The sequence below is a fragment of the Nocardia sp. CDC153 genome, assembly GCF_035818515.1.
GTDB lineage: Bacteria > Actinomycetota > Actinomycetes > Mycobacteriales > Mycobacteriaceae > Nocardia.
The window spans coordinates 1,216,322-1,239,991 of sequence record NZ_JAYKYU010000003.1 but is presented as its reverse complement, the minus strand read 5'-3'; the positions used below and the strand labels follow the sequence as shown (position 1 = coordinate 1,239,991).

13 protein-coding genes and 1 pseudogene are annotated in these 23,670 nt (G+C 67.4%); all 14 read left to right on the top strand.

The features are described 5' to 3' along the window. Window positions 1-21 precede the first annotated feature (21 nt). The 14 genes and pseudogenes from VMT65_RS22305 to pks13 all read left to right on the top strand — a co-directional run bounded on the left by VMT65_RS22305 (window position 22) and on the right by pks13 (window position 23,659). Window positions 22-969, top strand: a complete 948-nt coding sequence (locus VMT65_RS22305; RefSeq protein ID WP_326310236.1) for a decaprenyl-phosphate phosphoribosyltransferase — start codon at window positions 22-24, stop codon at window positions 967-969. Window position 970: 1 nt separating this feature from the next. Further along, window positions 971-2,959: a flagellar motor control protein ZomB gene (gene zomB / locus VMT65_RS22300; protein WP_442790281.1), complete on the top strand. Its 1,989-nt coding sequence runs from the start codon at window positions 971-973 to the stop codon at window positions 2,957-2,959. A gap of 258 nt (window positions 2,960-3,217) precedes the next feature. After that, complete coding sequence (locus tag VMT65_RS22295) at window positions 3,218-4,261, top strand: alpha/beta hydrolase (protein ID WP_442790280.1); 1,044 nt, start codon at window positions 3,218-3,220, stop codon at window positions 4,259-4,261. A 234-nt stretch (window positions 4,262-4,495) separates the two neighbouring features. Then, window positions 4,496-5,584, top strand: a complete 1,089-nt coding sequence (locus VMT65_RS22290) for an alpha/beta hydrolase (protein WP_326310235.1) — start codon at window positions 4,496-4,498, stop codon at window positions 5,582-5,584. 189 nt (window positions 5,585-5,773) lie between these two features. Beyond that, window positions 5,774-6,823, top strand: coding sequence for an alpha/beta hydrolase (locus tag VMT65_RS22285; protein ID WP_326310234.1), 1,050 nt, complete (start codon window positions 5,774-5,776; stop codon window positions 6,821-6,823). Window positions 6,824-7,097: 274 nt separating this feature from the next. Next, window positions 7,098-8,078 (top strand): alpha/beta hydrolase, encoded by a 981-nt coding sequence (locus tag VMT65_RS22280; RefSeq protein WP_326310233.1) that lies wholly within the window; start codon window positions 7,098-7,100, stop codon window positions 8,076-8,078. Between the two features lie 345 nt (window positions 8,079-8,423). Next, window positions 8,424-9,464 (top strand): alpha/beta hydrolase, encoded by a 1,041-nt coding sequence (locus VMT65_RS22275; RefSeq protein ID WP_326310232.1) that lies wholly within the window; start codon window positions 8,424-8,426, stop codon window positions 9,462-9,464. A gap of 117 nt (window positions 9,465-9,581) precedes the next feature. Further along, window positions 9,582-10,916 (top strand): annotated as a pseudogene (locus tag VMT65_RS22270) (alpha/beta hydrolase-fold protein); the annotation flags it as partial. A gap of 145 nt (window positions 10,917-11,061) precedes the next feature. Beyond that, complete coding sequence (locus VMT65_RS22265; protein ID WP_326310231.1) at window positions 11,062-12,090, top strand: alpha/beta hydrolase; 1,029 nt, start codon at window positions 11,062-11,064, stop codon at window positions 12,088-12,090. Between the two features lie 125 nt (window positions 12,091-12,215). Then, on the top strand, window positions 12,216-14,300 hold the full coding sequence (locus VMT65_RS22260) for an alpha/beta hydrolase-fold protein (protein ID WP_326310230.1): 2,085 nt from the start codon (window positions 12,216-12,218) through the stop codon (window positions 14,298-14,300). A 164-nt stretch (window positions 14,301-14,464) separates the two neighbouring features. Then, window positions 14,465-14,977 carry a DUF732 domain-containing protein gene (locus VMT65_RS22255; RefSeq protein WP_326310229.1) on the top strand — a complete coding sequence of 171 codons (513 nt, stop codon included), beginning with the start codon at window positions 14,465-14,467 and terminating at the stop codon, window positions 14,975-14,977. Continuing rightward, window positions 14,974-15,957, top strand: coding sequence for a cutinase family protein (locus VMT65_RS22250; RefSeq protein WP_442790279.1), 984 nt, complete (start codon window positions 14,974-14,976; stop codon window positions 15,955-15,957). Before VMT65_RS22255 ends, VMT65_RS22250 begins: the two co-directional genes overlap by 4 nt. Before the next feature lie 473 nt (window positions 15,958-16,430). After that, window positions 16,431-18,353 carry a long-chain-fatty-acid--AMP ligase FadD32 gene (gene fadD32 / locus VMT65_RS22245; protein WP_326310228.1) on the top strand — a complete coding sequence of 641 codons (1,923 nt, stop codon included), beginning with the start codon at window positions 16,431-16,433 and terminating at the stop codon, window positions 18,351-18,353. Window positions 18,354-18,469: 116 nt separating this feature from the next. Then, window positions 18,470-23,659, top strand: a complete 5,190-nt coding sequence (gene pks13 / locus VMT65_RS22240) for a polyketide synthase Pks13 (RefSeq protein WP_326310227.1) — start codon at window positions 18,470-18,472, stop codon at window positions 23,657-23,659. Window positions 23,660-23,670: the final 11 nt, after the last annotated feature.

Genomic DNA, 23,670 nt, shown 5'->3' with positions numbered 1-23,670 from the left:
CAGGAAAGAGCCATCGTTGACATGAGCGAAGAGCCCACCAGCACCGACCTAGCAGAGGCGGTCATCAAGGGACCGCCGAAGACGTTGGGCGGCGGCCTGATCAAGGCCATGCGCCCGCGCCAGTGGGTGAAGAACGTGCTGGTGCTGGCCGCGCCGCTGGCCGCGGGCAAGACGGCGGCCGGCGACCTGGTGGCTACCGACTGGTCGGTTCTCGGCCATGTCGCCATCGCCTTCGTGGTCTTCTGCATGGCCGCCTCCGGCATCTACCTGGTCAACGACGCACTCGATGTCGAGGCCGACCGCGCCCACCCGACCAAGCGCTTCCGCCCCATCGCCGCCGGCGTGGTGCCGGTGAACCTGGCCTACGGCCTGTCGGTGGTGCTGCTGCTGGGCTCGATCCTGCTGTCCTTCACCGCGAATTGGCATCTGGCCGTGGTGATGGCGGTCTACATCGGGATCCAGCTGGCGTACTGCTTCGGCGTCAAGCACCAGGCGGTGCTGGACATCTGCATCGTGTCCTCGGGCTTCCTGCTGCGCGCGGTCGCCGGTGGCGTCGCCTCGGATATCCGTCTGTCGCAGTGGTTCCTGCTGATCATGGCTTTCGGCTCGCTGTTCATGGTGACCGGAAAGCGCTACGCGGAGTTGAAGATCGCGCTCGACACCGGTGCCAAGATCCGCAAGTCGCTCGAGTACTACACGCCGACCTACCTGCGTTTCATCTGGACCCTGTCGGCCACCGCGGTGGTCGTGTTCTACGGTCTGTGGGCGTTCGAGCAGGATCGCGCCAAGGACACCATCTGGTTCGCCATTTCGATGATCCCCTTCGTCATCGCAATCATGCGGTACGCGGTGGACGTCGACCGCGGCGAAGCGGGTGAACCCGAAGAGATCGCCCTGGGGGACCGGGTCCTCCAGTTCCTCGCAATCGCCTTGATCGGAGCGGTAGGTGTCGCTGTCTATCTCACCTGACGTGGTAGAGGGAGAAGAGCGAGAAGAGGGCGCGCCGACGGCACAACTGCCGGTCGGTCGCGCCCGTCGGCGTGCCGACACGACCGTCGGCCGCTTCTCGCGACTATCCCGCGCCACGTTCATCGGTGGGATCGCGCTGACCGCGACGCTGTTCGCGGCCGGCGCGTGGCAGCGCCGCTGGATCGCCGACGACGGCCTGATCGTCCTGCGCACGGTGCGAAACCTGCTGGCGGGCAACGGGCCGGTCTTCAACGCGGGCGAACGGGTCGAAACCAATACCAGCGCCGCCTGGACCTATGTGGTCTGGTTCTTCAGCTGGCTGACCCAGGCCCGGCTGGAGTACGTGGTGCTCGGCATCGCGCTGAGCATGTCGGTGCTGGCCATCGTCTTCGCCATGTTGGGCGCGGCCCGACTGTGGGGCGGAACGTCGTCCGCGCTGCTGGTGCCCGCGGGCGCGCTGGTCTACATCGCGCTGCCGCCGGCCCGGGACTACGCCACCTCCGGACTGGAGAACTGCCTGGTCATCTTCTGGCTGGCGATCCTGTGGTGGTGGCTGATGCGCTGGTCGCAGGCCGAGAAGGTGCGTCCGGCAAGCTTTTTCGGCCTGGTGTTCTGGGCCGGGCTGGCGCCGCTGATCCGGCCGGAGATGTCCGTCGTGGGCGGGTTGACCCTGCTCATGCTGTTCTGCGCCCCGGTGCCCGCGACGCGCCTGCGCCCCTGGCTGTTCCGCACCCTGGTCGTGGTGATCGCCGGACTGGTGCCGGTCGGTTACCAGATCTGGCGGATGGGCTACTACGGCCTGCCCTATCCGAATACCGCGGTGGCCAAGGACGCGGGCGGGGCCAAGTGGTCGCACGGCTTCACCTACCTCTGGGATCTGGTGGGCCCGTACTGGCTGTGGCTGCCGCTGCTGCTCCTGCTGGCCGCCGGCCTCGTGCTGATGCGCCAGCACCGCGCCGAGGGTGGCCACGCGGTTGCCGAGGAATCCCGAAAGTCGGGATGGCGCGGCCGGATTCACCGCGTCAGCGAATGGCTGCGCAGCCCGGCCGCGGTGGTGACCCTCATGCTCGGCAGCGGTGTGCTGCTCGTCGTCTACGAGCTGCGCGTCGGCGGTGACTTCATGCACGGTCGCATGCTGCTGCCGCAGTTGTTCCTGCTGATGCTGCCGGTGTCGGTGCTGCCGATTCGACTGCCGCGCGCCGCCTCCGGTGCGCGCCGACTGGACTGGGCGTTCGTCTTCATTCTGGCGGCGTTCGTGGGCACGGCGGGTTGGGCCCTGTTCGCGGCCAACACCACCGCCATCAAGACCGGCACCACGATCCGCGCCAACGGCATTGTGGACGAGCGCATCTACTACGTCCTGCGCACCGGCCACGATCACCCGATCCTGGCCAGCGACTATCTGGACTATCCGTGGATGCGGGCCATGGTCCGCGATATCAACAACTCGCCCGACGGTGCGCTGCTGATCGTCTCGCCGTCGTTCATGAACTGGTATCTGGATCCGGCCCCGATTCCCGAGCCGGGCAGCGACAGCAAGCCCGAACATGTGGTGTTCTTCCTGAATCTCGGTATGACCAGCATGAACGTTCCGCTGGACGTGCGGGTGATCGATCAGATGGGCCTGGCGTATCCGCTTGCCGCACATACCGACCGGTTGACCGATGGCCGCATCGGGCACGACAAGGCGCTCTACCCCGACTGGGTCGTGGTGGACACCGGCATGGTCGACAAGCACCCGTGGATGCCGTCGTTTCTGGACGAGAAGTGGGTGACCCAGGCGCGAGTCGCCCTGTCCTGCCCGGACACCCAGGCCCTGCTGGCCTCCTCGCGCGCGCCGCTGACCTTCGACCGCTGGCGGCACAATCTGCAGCAGTCGTTGAGTTTCGCCAAGTACCGCATCGACCGGGTGCCCAAGTACGAGATCCAGCGGTGCGGCTTGGTCGATCCGACGCAGCCGCCGCCCGCGGCCCCCGCGCCGCCGAAGTAACCCGCGCGAGCAGACCCCGCATCCATACCGGATGCGGGGTTTTCTCTTGTCGGGAAGGGGATTTGACCGAATGGTCACGGTAGGGACGCGAGATATGAGAAGCTGTCTCGATTTGGTAACACCCCGGCGCGGATTTCGCGATAAGCTCCGCGAGTACTCCCGTTGCCAGCCGGAAACCACCTGCACCGCAACGGTTGTCGCAATACGAGCCCGGGCGGGTGGACAGGGAGGCCCGGGCGCACGGATGGAAGGCCGAATATGCGGGGCGTGACGGTTCAGGGTGGGGCACGAAGCTGGTTGCGAAAGACCGTGCTGGGCTTGGCATTGGCGACCATGGTTCCGCTGGGGGTGTCCGTCCTCGGGACCGCTCCCGCGCAGGCCGCCTTCAGCCCGGACGGCATGGACTTCTACGTCGACTCCGCCATGGGTCCGATCAAGAACCGCGTCTTCCGCGCCGCCGACGGCAATACCGCCCGCGTGGTCTACGCCCTCGACGGCGAGCGCGCCCGCGACGACCTCAACGGCTGGGAGATCAATACCGATGCCGCCCACGCCCTGACCGCCGCCAATATCAATGTCGTCATGCCGATCGGCGGCCAGTCCAGCTGGTACGCGGACTGGAATTCGCCGAGCACCTTCCTCGGCCTGCCCGCGGGCACCGCCTCGCAGCAGTCCGGATCCGGTGTCACGCAGGCGCTTTCCGGCGGCCCGGGCAAGTCCTACACCTACAAGTGGGAGACCTACCTCTCCTCGGACCTGCCCAACGCGCTGCGGGATCGCCTGGGCTTCAACGCGACTCGCAACGGGATCTTCGGCCTGTCCATGAGCGGCGGCTCGGCGCTCATGCTGGCGGCCTTCCATCCGAACCAATTCTCTTACGCCGGTTCGATGTCCGGTGCGCTGGACCTGTCGCTGCCGGGCATGCGCGATGCCATCCGGGTGGCCATGATCGACGCGGGCGGCTACAACGTCGACGCGCTGGCGGGGTCCAAGGACATGAAGTGGCAGCACCTGGATCCCTTCCAGTTCGCGCCCAAGCTGAAGGCCAACGGCACCCACCTGTTCATCTCGGCGGGCAGCGGCCTGCCCGCCTCGCTGTCGGATATCAACACCACCGTGGTGCAGGCCATGGGCATCGAGGCGGTGGCGCTGGTGGGCACCAAGGCGTTCCAGGCCCGCTGGTCGGCGCTCGGCGGTGGCAATCTCGTCACCGACTATCCGGCCATCGGCGTGCACAACTGGCCCAACTGGGAGGGCGAGTTGAACCGCATGCTCCCGGATCTGTCCAAGAACATCGGCTGACCGCCGAGGCGTCGAGTTATAGCGGATGGGAATGGGTCTACGGAGGCACAAATCGACTCTCGAGTCGCAATCAGGCACTGGTCTGCGCCACATTCCTGGCAAACCGTGGCGCTGGTCACTTTTGTCACGTTCCGATAACGCTCCGTTACCACTCACGCGATAGGGTCCCCGAGACCTCTGCCGTGGTCACGAGCACACGGTGAGACCGAACGACAGGAAAGGCCGGACACATCAATGCGAGGCGATAGACGTCAGAGATCCCGCGGTTGGCTCAAGAACTCCGTGGTCGGACTTGCTCTGGCGGTAGCACTGCCGTTCGGGGTGTCGGTGGTGGAAGCCGGGACGGCGCACGCGGCACTCGATCCCAGCGGTTTCGATTTCTACGTCGACTCGGCGTCGATGGGCCCGGTCAAGTCGCGCGTGTTCCGCGCGGCCGACGGCAACACCAGCCGCGTCGTGTACGTCCTCGACGGCATGCGCGCCCAGCAGGATCTGTCCGGCTGGGAGATCAACACCGACATCACCCACGCGCTGACCGCCGCGAACATCAATGTCGTCATGCCGATCGGCGGCCAGTCCAGCTTCTACGCCGACTGGAACGCGCCCAGCAGCATCCTCGGCGTCGGTGACGGCGGCTCGTCTTCCGGCTCGTCCTCGCTGTCCTCCTCGGGTTCGGCCTCGGGCTCCTCCTCGGGTTCGGGCGCCTTCCAGCTGCTCGGCGGGGGCCCCGGCAAGAGCTACCGCTACACCTGGGAGACCTTCCTGTCCCAGGACCTGCCCAGCGCCCTGCAGAGCCGACTCGGCTTCAGCCGCACCCGCAATGGCATCTTCGGTCTGTCCATGGGCGGTTCCGGCGCGCTGACCCTGGCCGCCTACCACCCGGACCAGTTCAGCTTCGCGGGCTCGTTCTCCGGCTACCTGAACATCTCCGCCCCCGGCATGCGCGAGGCCATCCGCCTGGCCATGATCGACGCCGGTGGCTACAACGTCGACTCGATGGCCCCGCCGTGGGGGCCGCAGTGGCTGCACATGGACCCGTTCGTGTTCGCGCCGCGCCTGCGCGACGCCAACACCCGCCTGTGGATCTCCGCCGCCAGCGCCATTCCGGGCGCCGGTGACGTCACCGGCATCATGCCGGTGATCCAGGGCGTGCCGCTGGAGGCCCTGGCGCTGGTCAACACCCGCGCGTTCCAGGCCCGCATGATGTCGCTGGGCGCGAACAACGTGACCTACGACTTCCCGGCCACCGGTGTCCACAACTGGAACAACTGGAACGCCGAGGTCTACCGGATGCTGCCCGATCTCTCCAACAACATCGGCTAACAGCGACTCCCGAACCAGCCCCCGCCCATCCGGGCGGGGGCTTTTTCGTGCCCGGGCGAAGATCGTTTCGCGACTCGCCGCGCGGAGAGCACCGGACACGCCCAGTTGGTCATCCGATACTTCTTCCGTAGCGAAGATCAGTTCTGCGTGGTGATCAATGTTCTGCTCAAACCGAGAAGGGCTGGGTCGATGCGGGTGCGAGGCTTCACACGAAAGGTCTTGGGCGTCGCCGCTGCCGCCCTCCTGATGCCAGTCGGGGTGGCGGTGATCGAAGCGCCACCGGCGGCCGCGGCCTTCGATCCCGCCATCTTCGACTTCTGGGCCGACTCCCCGGTCATGGGCCCGATCAAGACCCGCATTCTGCGTGCGCGCGACGGCAATACGCAGCGGGTGGCCTATGTGCTGGACGGCATGCGCGCGCAGGAGGACCTGTCCGGCTGGGAGATCAACACCAATGTGCCGCAGGTGCTGGCGGACTGGAACATCAATGTGGTGATGCCGATCGGCGGCCCGTCCAGCTTCTACGCCGACTGGGACGCGCCCAGTTCCTTCTTCGGCATGACGCCGGGCACGGGATCCGCCGCCTACGGCACCGGTTCGGGCGCGACCGAGGCGCTGGGGGCCGGGCCGGGCAAGAGCTACCGATACGCGTGGGAGGACTTCATCACCAACCACCTGCGCTGGGAACTGCAGAATCGGTTGGGCTTCAACCCGAATCGCAATGGCATCTTCGGTCTGTCCATGGGCGGCAGCGCCGCGCTCACCCTGGCCGCCTACCACCCCGACTTCTTCAGCTACGCCGGTTCCTATTCCGGCTATCTGAACATCTCGGCCCCGGGCATGCGCGAGGCCATCCGCCTGGCCATGCTCGACGCGGGCGGCTACAACGTGGACTGCATGGCCCTGCCCTGGGGCCCGACCTGGCTGCGCATGGACCCGTTCGTCTTCGCGCCCACCCTGATCGCCAACAACACCCGCGTCTGGGTCTCCGCGGGCAGCGGCGCGCCCATGCCCGACGATCTGAACATCCCGATCGGCATGGCGGCCGACCGCCTCATCCGCGGCGCGCCCCTGGAAGCCTTGGCCCTGGCCAACTCTCGCGCCTTCCAGGTCCGCATGCTCACCCTCGGCGCGCAGAACGTGGTCTGGGACTTCCCGGCCGACGGCCTGCACGCCTGGACCAACTGGGCCAACGACGCCTACCGCATGATCCCGGACATGTCCGGCAATATCGGCTGACGCCGCTGGAACACAATGGCCGCCGCCCCGAATCGGGGCGGCGGCCATTGCATTTGAACGGGGGGTTCGGGGGCGCAGCCCCCGAGAATCTCGAGGGGGTTCGGGGGCGAAGCCCCTGAGAGCCTCCCGAGAGTGGGGATCTATCACAGTTTGGTCGCGGTGGGTGTTTCCATAGCGGTTCGCTCCGAGTGGGGGCATATAGAAGAGCCAGCGTTCGCAGTTTCTGCATTTCGGCTGTGGTCAACGGTGACCACGCCTCGTGAAAGGCGAGTCGATGCGGTCTGTTCGGGTGCTTCGCGGGATGCTGTGGCGGTCGCTGGTGGGACTGGCCGCGGCGGTCACCGTTTCACTGTCCGGGATGGTCGGCGTCGCGCCCGCGCACGCCGCATTCGATCCGGCCGGCTCCGACTTCTGGGTCGATTCGAGCATGGGCCCGATCAAGTCGCGCGTCTTTCGCGCCGCGGACGGCAATACCCAGCGGGTGGTGTACGCGCTGGACGGATTGCGGGCCCGCAACGACCTTTCCGGCTGGGAGATCGACACCGATATCGAGCGCGTGCTGACCGCGTGGAACATCAATGTGGTGATGCCGGTCGGCGGTCAGTCCAGCTTCTATTCGGATTGGGTGGCGCCCTCCAATACGAATGGGCAGACCGTCCCGTACGCCTGGGAGACCTTCCTGACCCGCGATCTGCGCAATGCGCTGGCGGCCCGGCTGGGCTTCAATCCGCACGGGAACGGCGTGTTCGGCCTGTCCATGGGCGGCAGCGCCGCCCTGGTGCTGGCGGCCTATCATCCGGACCAGTTTCGTTATGCCGGATCATATTCCGGCTATCTGAACATTTCCGCGCCCGCTATGCGCGAGGGCCTGCGCGCCGCGCTGCTGGATGCGGGCGGCTACAACATCGACGCTATGTGGGGCCCGCCCTGGAGCGAATTGTGGCTGCGCAACGATCCTTTCGTTTTCGCGCCGCTGTTGCGCGACCACGGCACCCGGCTGTGGATCTCCAGCGGTAACGGCCTGCCCGGTCAGCGGGACGTCGTGCACAGCCCGCTGGACGCCTACAACGTCGGCAATGCCATGGGGCTGGAAGCGATAGCGCTCGCGAATACCCGCGCGTTCCAGACCCGGATGGATTCGCTGGGCGCGAACAATGCGGTCTTCCAGTTCACCTCGAACGGCGTGCACAACTGGCCGTACTGGGCCGACCAGGTCTACAACATGCTGCCGGATCTGAGCGCCAACCTCGGGTGAGCCATTCCGCGAAGCCGGGTGCGGCGTAAGCGATTTCCGCGTTGCCGCGACATCACGAGGGATTCGCGATATGGTCACCGCACCATTACGGTCATATGCGATGGTGGGATTCCGCCAATCATTAGGCATGACCTTGCCAACCGCTCGGGGGGTCGAATACCCTCCAGCGAGCGCAAGTGTGACCAACCCGTGGTAGCGCTTCGCTCACAGATGAAGTGTCGGGATTCGCTGTGAGTGCTGATCGCTCATGTCCAGGTGTGTCCTCGTCATGCCTGGGATACGCGGCGATTGACAACTTAAGACACCGCAGTAGCGCAGTGCTGCGGTAGAGAAGGAGCAGTATCCATGCGTTTCGGCAGGTCCGCCGTGCCGGGAGTGTCGTCGCGACGCCGTGCGCAGAGTGGTTGGCGCACACGGTTCGCCGCCGCCGCCGTCACCGCGGCGGCGCTCGCTGTCCCGACCGCTTCCTTGGCCGCCCCGTCCATCGCGAATGCCGCCCCGGCCTTCGGGATCGCGCATCGCGGTGCGCCCGGCAGCTTCGAAGAGCTGATGGTGCCCTCCAGCATGGGACCGATCAAGGTCCAGGTGCAGTGGGCGAAGAACGGCGGCAGTTCCGCGGTCTACATGCTCGACGGCATGCGCGCCCAGGACGATCACAGCGCGTGGGCCAATGCCAATGAGGGCGACGCCCCGGGCATCTTCGCCAACGACGACATCAACGTGATCATGCCGGTCGGCGGTCAGTCCAGCTTCTACGCCGACTGGGTGTCGCCGTCCAACACCAACGGTCAGAAGTTCACCTACAAGTGGGAGACCTTCCTGACCAAGGAACTCCCCGATTTCCTTGCCGGATACGGTGTTTCGCGCAACAACGTGGCCGTGGCGGGCCTGTCCATGGGTGGCTCGGCCGCCCTCATGCTGGCCGCCTACCACCGCGACATGTTCAAGCAGGCCACCTCGATGTCGGGCTACCTGAACCTGTCCGCGCCCGGCATGCGCGAGGCCATCCGCATCGCCATGCTCGACGCCGGTCGCTACAACGTGGACTCCATGGCCGCGCCGTGGAGCCCGGCCTGGCTGCGCATGGACCCGTTCGTCTTCGCGCCGCAGCTGAAGAACCTGCCCATGTTCATCTCCTCGGGCAATGGCATTCCGGGTCGCTACGACGGTGTCGGCTCCTTCGGTGACGCCTTCAACACCGGCAACGCGATCGCGCTCGAGGCGCTGTCGATGGTGAACACCCGTGCCTTCCAGGCGCGTCTGGGCCAGATCAACGTCCCGGCCCAGTTCGACTTCACCGGCACCGGCACCCACAAGTGGGGCTACTGGCACGACGAGCTGATCAAGGCCCGTCCGCAGATGCTCAGCGCCCTGGGCCTCGCCTAGCGAGTCGGCGGCTGGCTCACCCGAGCCATAGCGCGAACGAATGAACCGGTCATCCGAGAGGGTGGCCGGTTCTTTTATGCCTCCCCATGATTCGCCGCAACACGGTAGAAAACTACTGTGACAGCTGTGGCAATTGGTAGATGGGGGAGAGGCGGCCGCAGAACGCTGGTCGCACTCGCGGTGGCCACGACAGCCTTGCTGACGGGTGGGACCGCCTACGCCGAACCGGGGGCGGCGCCACCAACGGGCGAACCGGCCAAACCGACCAAGCCGGCGATTCGAAACGCGGTGTGGCTCACCGACAGACGGGTGGCCCTGTGGGTGGACTCACCCGCCATGGGCACCCAGATTCAGGTGCAACTGCTCCTGGCCCGGGATTGGAATACCAAGCCGGACGCCAAATTCCCGGTGCTCTATCTGCTCGACGGGTTCAGAGCCACCGACGATCAGAGCGGATGGACGAAAGACGCGGGGGCCGAGGCGTTCTACGCCGACAAGAACATCACCGTGGTGCTGCCGGTAGGGGGCGCGGCCAGCTTCTACTCCGATTGGAAGCAGCCCGACAACGGCAAGACCTACAGGTGGGAAACCTTCCTCACCAAGGAATTACCGCCGCTGCTGGACCGTGATTGGCGCACCACGAACGTGCGCGGCCTGGCCGGACTCTCCATGGGCGGCACCGCGGCCATGCAGCTGGCGGCCCGCAATCCCGGCTTCGCCCGCTACGCCGCCTCCTTCTCCGGCATGCTCACGCTCACGACTCTCGGTATGCCGCAGGCGATCGCGTACGCCATGCGCGACGCGGGCGGCTACCACGCCGACGCCATGTACGGTCCGCCCACCGACGCCGAATGGGAGGCGCACGATCCCTACGCCCTGGCCGAAAAACTGAAGGGCCTCAGCCTGTATGTGTCCAGCGGCAGCGGCTTGGCGGGTGTCTTCGACCTCCCGTCGGGGATTCCGGGCGTCAGTACCAACTGGCAGGGCATGGCGCTGGAAGTGCTGTCCCGCTTCTCGTCTCAGCAATTCGTGGCCAAGCTGAACAAGCTCAGCATTCCGGTGCAGGTGAACTACCGGCCCTCCGGCACGCACTCGTGGCCGTACTGGGATTTCGAGATGCGGCAGTCCTGGCCGCAGGCGGCCTCGGCGCTGGGTGTGGAGGCGGCCAAGCCGGACTGCGCCGCGGCGGGCGCGATTCTGCCTGTGGCACTGGGGAGTTCGTGGCTGGGTGACTGCTTGACCGCGGAGTATCAGGTGGCGGGCGGTGTGGCACAGGACTTTCGGGGCGGGCGGGTGCTGTGGACGGCCGCCACCGGCGCGCATCCGGTGGGCGGCATGATCGGCGGCGCGTACGAGGGCGCGTCGGGACCCGCTGGCACACTCGGCTTCCCCACGTCCGACGAAACGCCCATTCAGGGCGGCGTGCAGCAGGCTTTTCAACACGGCACCATCGTTTTCCGCGATGGGAAGGCCGAGATACACGCCAGCTGAACCGGATACCCGTCGATTGCCCGGAGGCCGACGGTAGAGTGCACCGTTGTCCGTGACTCCCGTCACGTCGGTGTGCTTCCCCCTGCGGTTCAGGAGATCGATCTCTATGGCAGTACAGGGCGCTTCGTCATGCCCGCAGAACGGTTCGGTTCGGAAATCCCGGCGCGCTCGGGTCGGACGCCTGTGGCGGCGCGCCCTGGTGGCCGCCGCGGCCGTGGTGGCGCTGCCCGGTCTGGCCGGGCCCGCGCTGGCCCTGCCCACGCATCCGCTGCATCGCACCCCCGAGGGCGGGTTCGAGGAGCTGATGGTGCCGTCGAGCATGGGCCCGATCAAGGTGCAGGTGCAGTGGGCCCGCCACGGCGGTGACGCGGCGCTGTATCTGCTCGACGGTCTGCGCGCCCGCGACGACTTCAATGCCTGGACCTTCGAGACCAATGCGCTGCAGCAGTTCGCCGAGGACAACATCACCCTGGTCATGCCGGTCGGCGGGCAGTCCAGCTTCTACACCGACTGGCGCGCGCCCTCGAGCACCAACGGCCAGAAGTTCACCTACAAATGGGAGACCTTCCTGACCGAGGAACTGCCCGCCTTCCTCGAGGGCTATGGCGTCTCCCGCACCAACAACGCGGTGGCCGGGCTGTCCATGGGCGGCTCGGCGGCGCTGGCGCTGGCCGCGTTCCACCGCGATCAGTTCAAGCACGCGTCCTCGTTCTCGGGCTACCTGAACATCTCCGCGCCCGGCATGCGCGAGGCCATTCGCATCGCCATGCTCGACGCGGGCCGCTTCAATGTGGACTCGATGGCCTGGCCGTGGAGCCCGGCATGGCTGCGCATGGACCCGTTCGTGTTCGCGCCGCAGCTGCGCAATCTGCCCATGTTCATCTCCGCCTCCTGGGGTGTGCTGGGCGCGCACGATCACCCGGATTCGCCGATCGGGATGTTCAACACCGTCAATGCCGTTGCCCTGGAGGCCCTGTCGATGGTCAACACCATCTCCTTCATGGCCCGGATGAACCAGCTCGGCATCGGCGCGCACTACAACCTGCCGACGAAGGGCACCCACTCGTGGGGCTACTGGCAGGACCAACTCGCCGCCGCGCGGCCCGACATCCTGGCCGCCCTCGGAGTGTCGTAGAGAGACACGCCGCCGCCCCGAACGGAAACTGGTCGTTTGCTGTAGACGGCCGGTTTCCGTGTGTCCTACCGGGAGTCGCGTCCTTCCGGAGGTACAACACATGTGTGGCTGGAGTTGTCCGTGGGATGAAACGAGGGCGTGTGCGCTGGCTGGCGTGCGCGGCGGCGGCGGTATTTCCGCTGGCCGCGGGCACTTTCGTGGGTATCGGATCGGCCCCGGCCGCCCCCGAGGCCCCGGCCGCCGCCCCCGCCAGCATTCAGAAACTGACCTGGATGACCGACCGCCGCGTGGCCATGTGGGTGAACTCGCCCGCCACCGGCGCACCGGTCGAGGTGCAGTTGCTACTGCCGCGCGACTGGAACTCCAAGCCGGAGGCCAGGTTCCCGGTGATGTTCATGCTCGACGGCCTGCGCGCCACCGACGACGAGAACGGCTGGACCAAGGACGCGGGCGCGGCCGGGTTCTACGCCGACAAGAACGCCCTCGTGGTGCTGCCCATCGGCGGGCAGTCCAGCTTCTACGCCGACTGGCTGGCCCCCGACAACGGCCGCACCTACATGTGGGAGACCTTCCTGACCAAGGAGCTCCCGCCGCTGCTCGAGTCCCAGTTCCGGGCCACCGATGTGCGTGCGGTGTCGGGACTTTCGATGGGCGGCACCGCGGCCATGATGCTGGCCGCGCGCAATCCCGGCTGGGTCCGCTCGGCCGCCTCCTACTCCGGGTTCCTCACCCTGACCTCGCTCGGCATGCCGCAGGCGGTCAATTTCGCCATGCACGACGCGGGCGGCTTCGATTCCAGCAAGATGTTCGGCCCGCCGACGAGCCCGGCGTGGAAGGAACACGACCCGTACGAGCTGGCCGACAAGCTCAAGGGCATCGCCCTCTACGTCTCCAGCGGCAATGGCATCGCGGGCACGACGGATCCGCTCTCCGACATTCCCGGCATCACCACCAATTACGCGGGCCTGGGCCTCGAGGTGCTCTCGCGGCTGTCCACGCAGAACTTCGTGGCCAAGCTCAACAAGCTGAACATCCCGGTCTCGGTGAACTACCGCCCCTCGGGCACCCACACCTGGCCGTACTGGGATTTCGAGATGCGCCAGTCCTGGCCGCAGACCGCGGCGGCGATCGGCGTGGACTCGACCGGGCTGGACTGCAAGGTGGGCGGCGCGATCGCCGGGGTGGTGCAGGGCAACAACTGGCTCGGCGACTGCCTGTCCGGTGAGTACCAGGTGCCCGGCGGCGTGGTTCAGGACTTCCGCGGCGGCAAGGTGCTCTACTCGCAGGCCACGGGTGCGCAGCCGGTGGCCGGGGCGATCGGCGGCAGTTACGCCGGACTGGGCGGTGCGGCAAGCGGTTTGGGCTTCCCGACCGCCGGTGAGGGCGGATTGCCCGACGGTCGCGGGCGGTTGCAGCCGTTCCAGCACGGTGCGGTCTACTGGACGCCGCAGACCGGCGCGCAGGCCGTGCGCGGGGCCATCTACGACGAATGGGCCAAGCAGGGCTACGAGCGCGGCCCGGCCGGGTACCCCAATGGGCAGGAGACCCGCACGCCCCAAAAGGACGGCGTGGTGCAGGGTTTCGAGAACGGGCCCATGTACTTCAGCGCCAAGACCGGGGCGCATCTGGTGCAGGGTCTGATCCTGGGCAAGTACGCCCAGCTCGGATTCGAGAACAGCCCTTACGGTTTCCCGACCGCGGGGGAGCAGCCGCTGCGCGACTTCGGACGCTACTCCGCCTTCGAGGGCGGCAGTATCTATTGGAGCCCGCTCTCGGGAGCATGGGGTGTGCGCAACGGCCCGATCATGGACGCCTGGCGCGCAACCGGATTCGAGAACGGCCCGCTGGGCTACCCGCTCTCGGACGAGGGTCAGATCCCCGGCGGCGCGCAGCAGACCTTCCAGGGCGGCACCATCACCATTCGCGACGGCCGGGCCAGCGCGGCCACCCTCGACGGGCGGCCCATCGTCATCCCGGGCAGCGAATCGCCCAAGCCGGACCCGGCGCAACCCGCCGCCCAGCAGCCCGCGAACCCGTTGCCGGGCCTGCCCGCCCCGCCGCAGCTCGCGCCGCAGGCACCCGCGCCGGCGGCACCCGCGCCGCAGCCCGCCGCCGCTCCGGCGCCCGCGCCCGCGCCGGAGCCCGCGCCCGCCGAGCCACCGGCCCCCGCGCCGATTCCCGCGCTGGGTCCGGAGGTTCGTCCCAACTGAGACTTTTCAGACCGCTCGGCCCTAATCGGCCCTAAGAACTGGGTGAGGATGCGTTGTGGCCCGGGACTATGACCCGGGTTACCGCTAGCCTGGGGGCGACCTTTTGCCCTTGGACAGATATAGGAAGCGAATAGATGCACGGGACCCGTGGAAAGGTAGTCGGCGTGGTAGCCGCCATCGCCGCCGCCGGACTGCTCGCCGCCTGCGGTAGCAACGACTCCACCGCCAAGAGCACGCCCACGCTGACCACCACGAAGGCCACCGCCGCCGCCCCGACGACCGCTGGGTCCAACCCGTCGCCGTCGTCCACCGATCAGCAGGCCCCGGCGCCCGCACCGGATTCCGCGACCGCGACCTCCTCGCCCGAGCGTCCGCAGCCGGTGCCGAGCCAGTTCATCACCACCCCGAGCGGCTCGCCCGCCCTGTCCGACAAGGAGAAGGGCTTCCTCGAGGATCTGAAGAAGGCGGGCATCACCCCCGGCTCCTCCGATATCGCGATCACCGCGGCCAATCTGGTCTGCCAGGGCATGGCCGAGAACGCGCCGCAGGATCAGATCGTCACCTACGTGACCGCCATCGCCGGTTCCGATCCGTCCTTCGATCCGTCCAAGATGTCGGTCGAGCAGGCCGGCAAGATCTACTACGACGTCGCCTCGAAGAGCTACTGCAAGAAGTGACGACGCGACGCCGAATCGGACGACGCCGGCCCCGCCCGGCGGGTTGCCTGCTGTGGGTCATCGCCGCGATCGTGATCGTGGTCGTGGTGGCGCTGCTGCTGTGGTACCTGCTGGCGGGCCGGTTGCGGCTGCCCGGCCCCAAACCGCCGGGGCCGCAGCGTCCGACGTCGCAGCCCGCCGACTGCCCGGACGTGTTCCTGCTGTCGGTGCCGGGCACCTGGGAGTCGAACAGCAATGACGACCCCTACAACCCGACCGCGAACCCGGCGTCGCTGATGTTGAACATCTCCAATCCGATTCGCGCCAAGTTCCCCAACGAGCGGCTCGAGGTCTACACCGTCCCGTACGTGGCGCAGTTCTCCAATCCGGTCGCCATTCCGCCGGACGGCCAATCCTCGTACAACAACAGCCGTTCCGAGGGCACCAAGCGCGCCACCGACCAGCTGGCCAAGACCTACGCGCACTGTCCGCTGACCACCTATGTGCTGACCGGCTTTTCGCAGGGCGGGGTGATCGTGGGCGATATCGCCGCGCAGATCGGCGCGGGCAAGGGGCCCATACCGGAAGATCTGGTGCTGGGCGTGACCACCATCGCCGACGGCCGCCGCGATGTCGGCGATCCGGGCGAGGCCACCGAAATCGGCCCGACCCCACCGGGTGTCGGCGCGGAGGTGGCGCTCAAGGGCCTCAACGTCCCGGGCATCACCATGACCGGCCCGCGCGGCGGCTTCGGAAAACTCGCCAATCGGACGTTCACCATTTGCGCCGCAGGCGATTTGATCTGCGACGCCCCCCGGCAGGCGCTCAACCCGGCCAATATCCTCGGCAGCCTGAACATCCTGGTGCGCGCGGCGGGCAATCCGGTGCACAGCCTCTACAACGGCTACCAGGTCGACGACAACGGCACGACCGCCACGCAGTGGACGGTCAACTGGGCCTCGGGCCTGATCGAAAAGGCTCCGCACCCGGCACATTCGTAAGCGTGCGCTCAGAGTTCTTTATGCGATCGGGCGCACCATGGACCATGGGCACCGGGCCGCGTATGTGACCCCCACCGACCGACCCCCCAGTTTCGGGGTCACCCGGTAAAGTGCTCCGGGTTGCGACACCGCCGAGACCCGGTACGTGCGGCAACTCACATCCTTGTCCTTGTTGTGTCCTATGTGGGGCGCTCCCCACCCATTTGGAGGCATTCGCGCCGGTCACCCCGTAGCCCAGAGGTGTGAGCTGGGAGATGTTCGGCCGCTCCGAAGCATGGCCGGGCAGCTGCTCTGTAACATGTCCCTGGTTTGAGAACATCTAGCCAATAGACGGTCACCGCGCAGACCGCAACACAATTCTGCAGGTTGGCTCTCGCATGGAGCTCCCGCGGGCGAAGAGAGTCGGGGCCTCACAGGTAACAGCGGCAATGCATGCCGTTCCATGCCGCGTGTGCCTCGGAGGAGAAGAAGGAATGGACGAGACTTTCGACGATTACCTCGACGAAACGGGGAACATCACGATTCCCGAGGGACGCACCCTCGTCGACTACGTCGAGAAGCACACCCACGGTAATGACGCCAATGACTTGGCCTACCGCTACATCGACTACTCACGCGAGCGCGACGGTGAGTACCAGGACCTCACTTGGAGTCAGTTCGGCACGCGGCTGCGCGCGGTGGCCGCCCGACTGCAGCAGGTGACCAAGCGGGGCGATCGGGTCGCGATCCTGGCTCCGCAGGGGCTGGATTACGTCATCTCCTTCTTCGCCGCCATCTACGCGGGCACCATCTCCGTGCCGCTGTTCGATCCGGACGAGCCGGGCCACACCGATCGCCTGCACGCCGTGCTCGGCGACTGCACGCCCTCGGCGATTCTGACGGCGAGCTCCTCCGCCGCCGGTGTGCGCCAGTTCTTCCGGTCGCTGCCCGCGGCCCAGCGCCCGCGCATCATCGCCGTCGACGCCATCCCCGACAGCGTCGGCGAGTCCTGGATTCGCCCGGACATCGCGGTCGACGACATCGCCTACCTGCAGTACACCTCCGGCTCCACCCGGACCCCGGCCGGTGTCGAGATCACCCACCGCGGTGTCGGCACCAATGTGCTGCAGATGGTGAACGCGCTTGACCTGAACGAGAATTCGCGCGGCGTCACCTGGCTGCCGCTGTACCACGACATGGGTCTGCTGACGGTGATCCTGCCCGCCGTGGGCGGCAAGTACATCACCATCATGTCCCCGGCCTCGTTCGTGCGCCGTCCCGCGCGCTGGATCAACGAGCTGGCCGCGGTCTCCGACGGCGCCGGAACCTTCGCCGCCGCACCGAACTTCGCCTTCGAGCACGCCGCCGTGCGCGGTCTGCCCAAGCCGGGCGAGTCGCTGGACCTGTCGAACGTCATCGGCCTGATCAACGGCTCCGAGCCGGTGACCACGAAGTCGATGAAGAAGTTCAACGAGGCGTTCGCCCCGTACGGTCTGCCCAAGACCGCCATCAAGCCGTGCTACGGCATGGCCGAGGCCACCCTGTTCGTGTCGGCCACCCGGCACGAGGACGAGGCCAAGGTCATCTACGTGGACCGCTACGAGCTCAATGCCGGTCGCGTGGTGAAGGTCGAGCCGGACAACGAGAACGCCATCGCGCAGGTGTCCTGCGGTTATGTGGCGCTGTCGCAGTGGGCCACCATCGTGGACGGCGATTCCATCGACTCCCCCGAGGGCGCGCGCGAGGTGCCGGACGGGCAGGTCGGCGAGATCTGGCTGCACGGCAACAACATCGGCATCGGCTACTGGGGTCGCGCCGAGGAAACCCAGAAGACCTTCCGGAACCAGCTCACCCATCGCCTGCCCGAGGGCAGCCACGCCGAAGGCGTTCCGGCCGACGGCATCTGGCTGCGCACCGGCGACTACGGCGTGTACGTGGACGGCGAGCTCTACATCACCGGCCGCGTCAAGGACCTGGTGATCGTGGACGGCCGCAACCACTACCCGCAGGATCTCGAGTACTCCGCGGAAGCGGCCTCGAACATGCTGCGTCCCGGCTTCATCGCGGCCTTCGCGGTGCCCGCCAACCAGTTGCCCGCCGAAGTCTTCGCCCAGGACAGCCATTCGGGTCTGAGCTACGACGCCGACGATGCCAGCGAACAGCTGGTAATCGTGGCCGAGCGCGGTCCGGGCGCGGGCAAGGCCGATCCGGGCCCCATCGCGGACGCGGTTCGCGCGGCCATCTCCTCCCGCCACGGTGTCACCGCGCGTGACATCCTGCTCGTTCCGGCCGGGTCGATTCCGCGCACCTCCAGCGGCAAGATCGCGCGTCGCGCCTGCAAGGCTGCTTATCTGGAAGGCACACTGCGTGGTGGTTACACGCAGCAGGCCTTCCCCGATGCACCAGACGAGGAGTGAGACGACCGTCTCACAGATGGATGGCGCGAGCCGGTTCGGCTCGCGCCATTCATGCATGGATCACCAACCCGGATTCACGCCGCGCACCGTACGCAGACAGGTAGCTTGAGGAACTGATGGCTGAGAACGAGGGCATCGACCCGAACCAGACGACCGACAACGCTCCGACGGACGGCGCGCCCGCGACCACCGACATGTCGGTCGCGGATATGCAGGAGTGGCTGCGCCGCTGGGTCTCCGGGGCGACCGGGCAGCCGATCGAGAACATCACCGTGGATCGGCCGATGGAGGAATTCGGTCTGGCCTCGCGCGATGCGCTCGCACTCGGCGGCGACATCGAGGAGCTGACCGGGGTCGTGCTGAACGCGACCATCGTGTTCCAGCACCCGACCATCGCCTCGCTGGCCGAGCGAATCATCAACGGGGAGCCCGAACTTCCGGCCGAGGCCGCCGACGACTCGTTCTACACCCAGGGCCTCGCGCCCGGTGAAGCGCACGACATCGCCATCGTCGGCCTGTCCACCCGGCTGCCGGGTGCGGGCGATACGCCCGAATCCACCTGGGAATTCCTGATCAATCGCGGCGACGCGATTCGCGACCTACCCGAGGGCCGCTGGTCGGAGTTCATGGACGATCCGCGCCTGGTGGAGCAGCTCACCAAGACCAACGTCAAGGGCGGGTACCTCGATCAGGACGTCCTCAAGAGCTTCGACGCCGAGTTCTTCGCGCACTCGCCGGTCGAGGTCGAGCGCATGGACCCGCAGCAGCGGTGGGCGCTCGAGCTGACCTGGGAAGCCTTGGAGCACGCCCGGATTCCCGCGAACACCCTCAAGGGTGAGCAGGTCGGCGTCTTCATCGGCTCGACAAGCACCGAGTTCATGATCATCGCGGGCATGGCGGTCGGCAACGGCGACGCGAACACCCCGCTGTCGGCCGACGGCTACGGCGTCATGGGCAGCGTCTCGGCGATCATCCCCAACCGCGTCTCCTATTTCTACGACTTCCGCGGTCCGTCGGTCGCCGTCGACACCGCGTGCTCGTCCTCGCTGGTGGCGGTGCATCAGGCGGTGCGGGCGCTGCGCAACGGTGAGGCCGATCTGGCGCTGGCCGGTGGCACCAACGTGCTGCTGTCGCCCGCCGCCACGATCGCCTTCGACGCGAACGGCGGTGTGTCCAAAGACGGTCACATCAAGGCGTTCTCGAACGACGCCGACGGTATGGTCCGCTCCGAGGGCGCGGCGCTGGTGGTGCTCAAGCGCCTGGCCGACGCCGAGCGTGACGGCGACACCATCTACGCGGTGATCAAGGGTTCCGCGGTCAACAGCGACGGCCGCTCCAACGGTCTGCTCGCCCCGAACCCGGACGCGCAGGCCGCCGTGCTGCGCCAGGCCTACCGGGACGCCGGAATCCCGCCGTCCCAGGTCGATTACATCGAGGCGCACGGCACGGGCACCCCCATCGGCGACCCGATCGAGGCGGACGCGCTGGGCCGCGTCATCGGCCGCGGCCGCGACGCCGACAAGCCCGCCCTGCTGGGTTCGGCCAAGACCAATTTCGGTCACCTGGAGGCCGCGGCCGGTGCCGCGGCGCTCGCCAAGGTGATCATGGCGTTGCAGCACAACATCATTCCGCCGCACATCAACTACGCCGGTCCGAGCCCGTTCATCGCGTTCGACCAGGCCCACCTGAAGGTCACCGACGAGCCGACCGAATTCCCGCGCTACAGCGGCAAGGCCACCATCGGCATCTCCGGCTTCGGCTTCGGCGGCACCAACGCGCACGTGGTCGTCCAGGAGTACGTGCCCACCCCGGCCACCCCCGAGCTGCCGGAGACCGCTGACCTCGACGACGAGACCACCGATGTGGTCGCCGAGGCGGAAGCCATCGCGGAAGCGGTTGCGCCGGAACCGGAGTGGAGCAACCGCGACGAGCCGTTGCCGATGATCATCCCGGTCTCTGGCTACCTGCCCTCGCGCCGCAAGCGCGCCGCCAAGGACCTGGCCGACTGGCTGGAATCCGAAGCGGGACAGGCGACTCCGCTCGAGGACGTGGCCCGCACGCTGGCCAAGCGCAACCACGGCCGCTCGCGCGGTGTGGTGGTCGCCAAGACGCACGAGGAAGCCGTCGCGGGTCTGCGGGCCATCGCGGAGGGCAAGCCAGGCACCGGCGTGTACACCGCCGATTCCCCCGCGCCCCTCGGCGCGCTGTGGGTGATGGCCGGTTTCGGTGCGCAGCACCGGAAGATGGGCAAGCAGCTCTACACCGAGAACTCGATCTTCCGTAAGGCCGTCGACCAGGTCGACGAGCTGGTCGTGGATGAAGCCGGGTACTCGGTCAAGGAGATGATCCTCGACGACTCCATGGACTGGGACATCGGCACCGGCCAGGTCGGCACCTTCACCATCCAGGTGGGTCTGGCGGCGGTGCTGCGCGCACACGGTGCGGAGCCCGAGGGCGTGGTCGGTCACTCGCAGGGTGAGGTTGCGGGAGCGTACATTTCGGGCGGTCTGACGCTCGAGGACGCGGTGCGCGTGATCTGCGCCCGCTCGCGGCTCATGGCCGAGGGCGAGGCCATGCTCACCGATGACCAGGTGCGCAATATGGCGCTGCTCGAGTACTCGGCCGAAGAGGTCGGCAAGCTCATCGAGACCGAGTTCCCCGATATCGAGGTCGCGGTGTACGCCGCGCCCAACAACACCGTCATCGGCGGCATGCCCGACCAGGTGCACGCGATCGTGGCGCGCGCCGAGGCCGAGGGCAAGTTCGCCCGCGTGCTGCAGACCCGCGGCGCGGGCCACACCTCGCAGATGGACATGCTGCTGGGCGAACTCGCCGCCGAACTGGCTGGCATCGAGCCCACCAAGCTCAAGCGCGACCTGTACTCGACCGTCCACAAGGACGGTGTCTACAAGGCGGGCCACGCGCCGGTCCACGATGTCGACTACTGGGTCATGAACATGCGCGGCTCGGTGTACTTCACCAATGCCATCCGCAAGGCCGTCGACACCGGCATCACCACGTACCTGGAGCTCGCGCCGAATTCGGTTGCGCTCATGCAGGTCCTGGGCACCACCTTCGCGGCGGGCGTGCACAACGCGGCGCTCATCCCGACGCTGAAGCGCAAGGAGGACGAGGCCGCGGGCGTCATCTCCGCGCTGGCGCAGCTGTATGTGCACGGCCACAAGGTGGACCTGCCCTCGCTGCTGCCCGCCGGTGACTACGCCGACGCGCCGCGTACCGCGTTCGTGCGGAAGCAGTACTGGCCCAGGGTTTCCGGTGGTTTCGGTGGCGGCGCGGGCAACGGCCGGGTCCCCGGCGCGCATGTCGCACTGCCGGACGGCCGCCACGTGTGGGAGGTCCAGGCGTCCGCCGTCACCGACCTGTCCGCACTGGTGAATGCCGCTGCCGCCCAGGTGCTTTCGGACGTCACCGTCGGCGCGTCGGTCGCGCACGGGCAGATTCCGGCCGCGGGCACCCTGACCACCACGCTCACCCCGCACCCGGGTGGCGCGTCGGTGACGGTGCACGCCAAGGAGGGCAACGCCTTCCGTCCGCTGTTCGACGCGGTCGTCACCTCCGGCGCGCCGCTGCCGGAATCCGTGGTGGCGGCACCGGTCGCGGTCGTCGAGGCGGCTCCGGCCGCCGCGGTGGAGGCGGCTCCCGGTGAGCGTTGGGACCCCAACGGCACCCAGACCATCGAGGAGCGCCTGGCCATCATCGTCGCGGAGTCCATGGGCTACGCCGTCGAGGATCTCCCCATGGAGATCCCGCTCATGGAGCTGGGCCTCGACTCGCTGATGGCCATGCGCATCAAGAACCGCGTCGAGTACGAGTTCGACATTCCCCAGCTGCAGATCCAGGCGGTGCGCGACGCCAGCCTGCTCGAGGTGGGCAAGGTGCTGCGCTACGCGGTCGAGCACCGCGACCAGCTCGACGAGATCGCCGCGCGCCAGGCCGCGGGCGAGGACATCAGCGTCGATGCCGACTTCATCTCCGCCGCCCGCGCCGCCATGGCCGAGGGCAAGGACCCGGCCGCCGTGCTCCCCAGGCCCGAGCTGTCGACCGGCACCACCGCGCCGACCAAGGCCGACGAGCTCGACGCGGTGACCCACGATGTCGTGGCCGAGGCCGCCGACATCACCGAAGCGGCCGGATCCGAACAGAGTTCGGTCACCGACGCCGATTTCGAGGCGGCCCCGCCGGTCGGCGCGACCGACGCGGACAATGTCCCGCCGCGCAATGGCGAGGAACGTCTCGCCTTCGCCACCTGGGCGCTGGTGACCGGCAAGACCGCGGGCGGCATCTTCAACCCGCTGCCCGAGATCGACGACGCCACCCTCGAAAAGCTGACCGCTCGCCTGTCCGAGCGGGTCAAGGCCGAGGTCGATCCGGCCGAGGTGAAGGCCTGCAAGACCATCGAGCAACTGTCCGAGGTGGTCGTGCGCTACCAGGGCAAGAGCTCTGATCTGGAGGGCTTCGTGCGTACGTTGCGCGCGAAGGAGGCCGGGTCGAATGCGGTGCCGGTCTTCGTGTTCCACGCCTCGGGCGGTAACACCCTGGTCTACGAACCGCTGCTCAACCGTCTCCCGGCCGGTACCCCGATGTACGGTCTGGAGCGCGTCGAGGGCACCATCGAAGAGCGTGCGCGCCAGTACATTCCGGAGATCCGCAAGCGGCAGCCGGAGGGTCCGTACGTGTTCTACGGCTGGTCGCTGGGTGCGGTGTTCGCGCTCAAGGTCGCCGAGATCATGCGGGCCGAGGGCGCGGACGTCCGTCAGGTCGGCCTGATCGATCTGGCGATTCCGGTGGAGCCCTTCAGCGATGCCCCGGAGGAGCGCGTCGAGCGGATTCGCCGATACCAGGCCTTCGCCCAGAAGACCTACGGTTTCAATGGTGAACTCGATGACGAGCAGCTCGAGGAGCTGGCCGCGGCGTCCGACGCCGAGCAGATCGAGATCATCATGGAGCTGCTCAAGTTCGCCGGGGTCGATATTCCGGGCGGTGTGATCGAGCATCAGCGCACCTCGTGGATCGACAGCAAGGAACTGCAGAAGATCGAGCCGTCCAAGTACGACGGCCACGTGACGCTGTACCTCGCCGATCGCTACCACGATGGAATGATCGAGCTGGAACCGCGTTTCGCCGAGCGGCAGCCGAACGGCGGTTGGGCCGAGCACATTCCGAATCTGGATGTCATCCACATTCCGGGTGACCACATCCAGATCATCGATGAGCCGCGGATCGCGACCATCGGTGCCGATCTCACCAAGATCCTCACGGAGATCGACACCACAGCAGTGAAATAGCACCACCGCTA

Excerpts from the sequence above, each read along its gene's own strand:
- VMT65_RS22305 (WP_326310236.1), top strand. The coding sequence starts at position 22 with ATGAGCGAAGAGCCCACCAGCACCGACCTAGCAGAGGCGGTCATCAAG.
- VMT65_RS22295 (WP_442790280.1), top strand. The coding sequence starts at position 3,218 with ATGCGGGGCGTGACGGTTCAGGGTGGGGCACGAAGCTGGTTGCGAAAG.
- VMT65_RS22290 (WP_326310235.1), top strand. The coding sequence starts at position 4,496 with ATGCGAGGCGATAGACGTCAGAGATCCCGCGGTTGGCTCAAGAACTCC.
- VMT65_RS22285 (WP_326310234.1), top strand. The coding sequence starts at position 5,774 with ATGCGGGTGCGAGGCTTCACACGAAAGGTCTTGGGCGTCGCCGCTGCC.
- VMT65_RS22280 (WP_326310233.1), top strand. The coding sequence starts at position 7,098 with ATGCGGTCTGTTCGGGTGCTTCGCGGGATGCTGTGGCGGTCGCTGGTG.
- VMT65_RS22275 (WP_326310232.1), top strand. The coding sequence starts at position 8,424 with ATGCGTTTCGGCAGGTCCGCCGTGCCGGGAGTGTCGTCGCGACGCCGT.
- VMT65_RS22265 (WP_326310231.1), top strand. The coding sequence starts at position 11,062 with ATGGCAGTACAGGGCGCTTCGTCATGCCCGCAGAACGGTTCGGTTCGG.
- VMT65_RS22260 (WP_326310230.1), top strand. The coding sequence starts at position 12,216 with ATGAAACGAGGGCGTGTGCGCTGGCTGGCGTGCGCGGCGGCGGCGGTA.
- fadD32 (WP_326310228.1), top strand. The coding sequence starts at position 16,431 with ATGGACGAGACTTTCGACGATTACCTCGACGAAACGGGGAACATCACG.
- pks13 (WP_326310227.1), top strand. The coding sequence starts at position 18,470 with ATGGCTGAGAACGAGGGCATCGACCCGAACCAGACGACCGACAACGCT.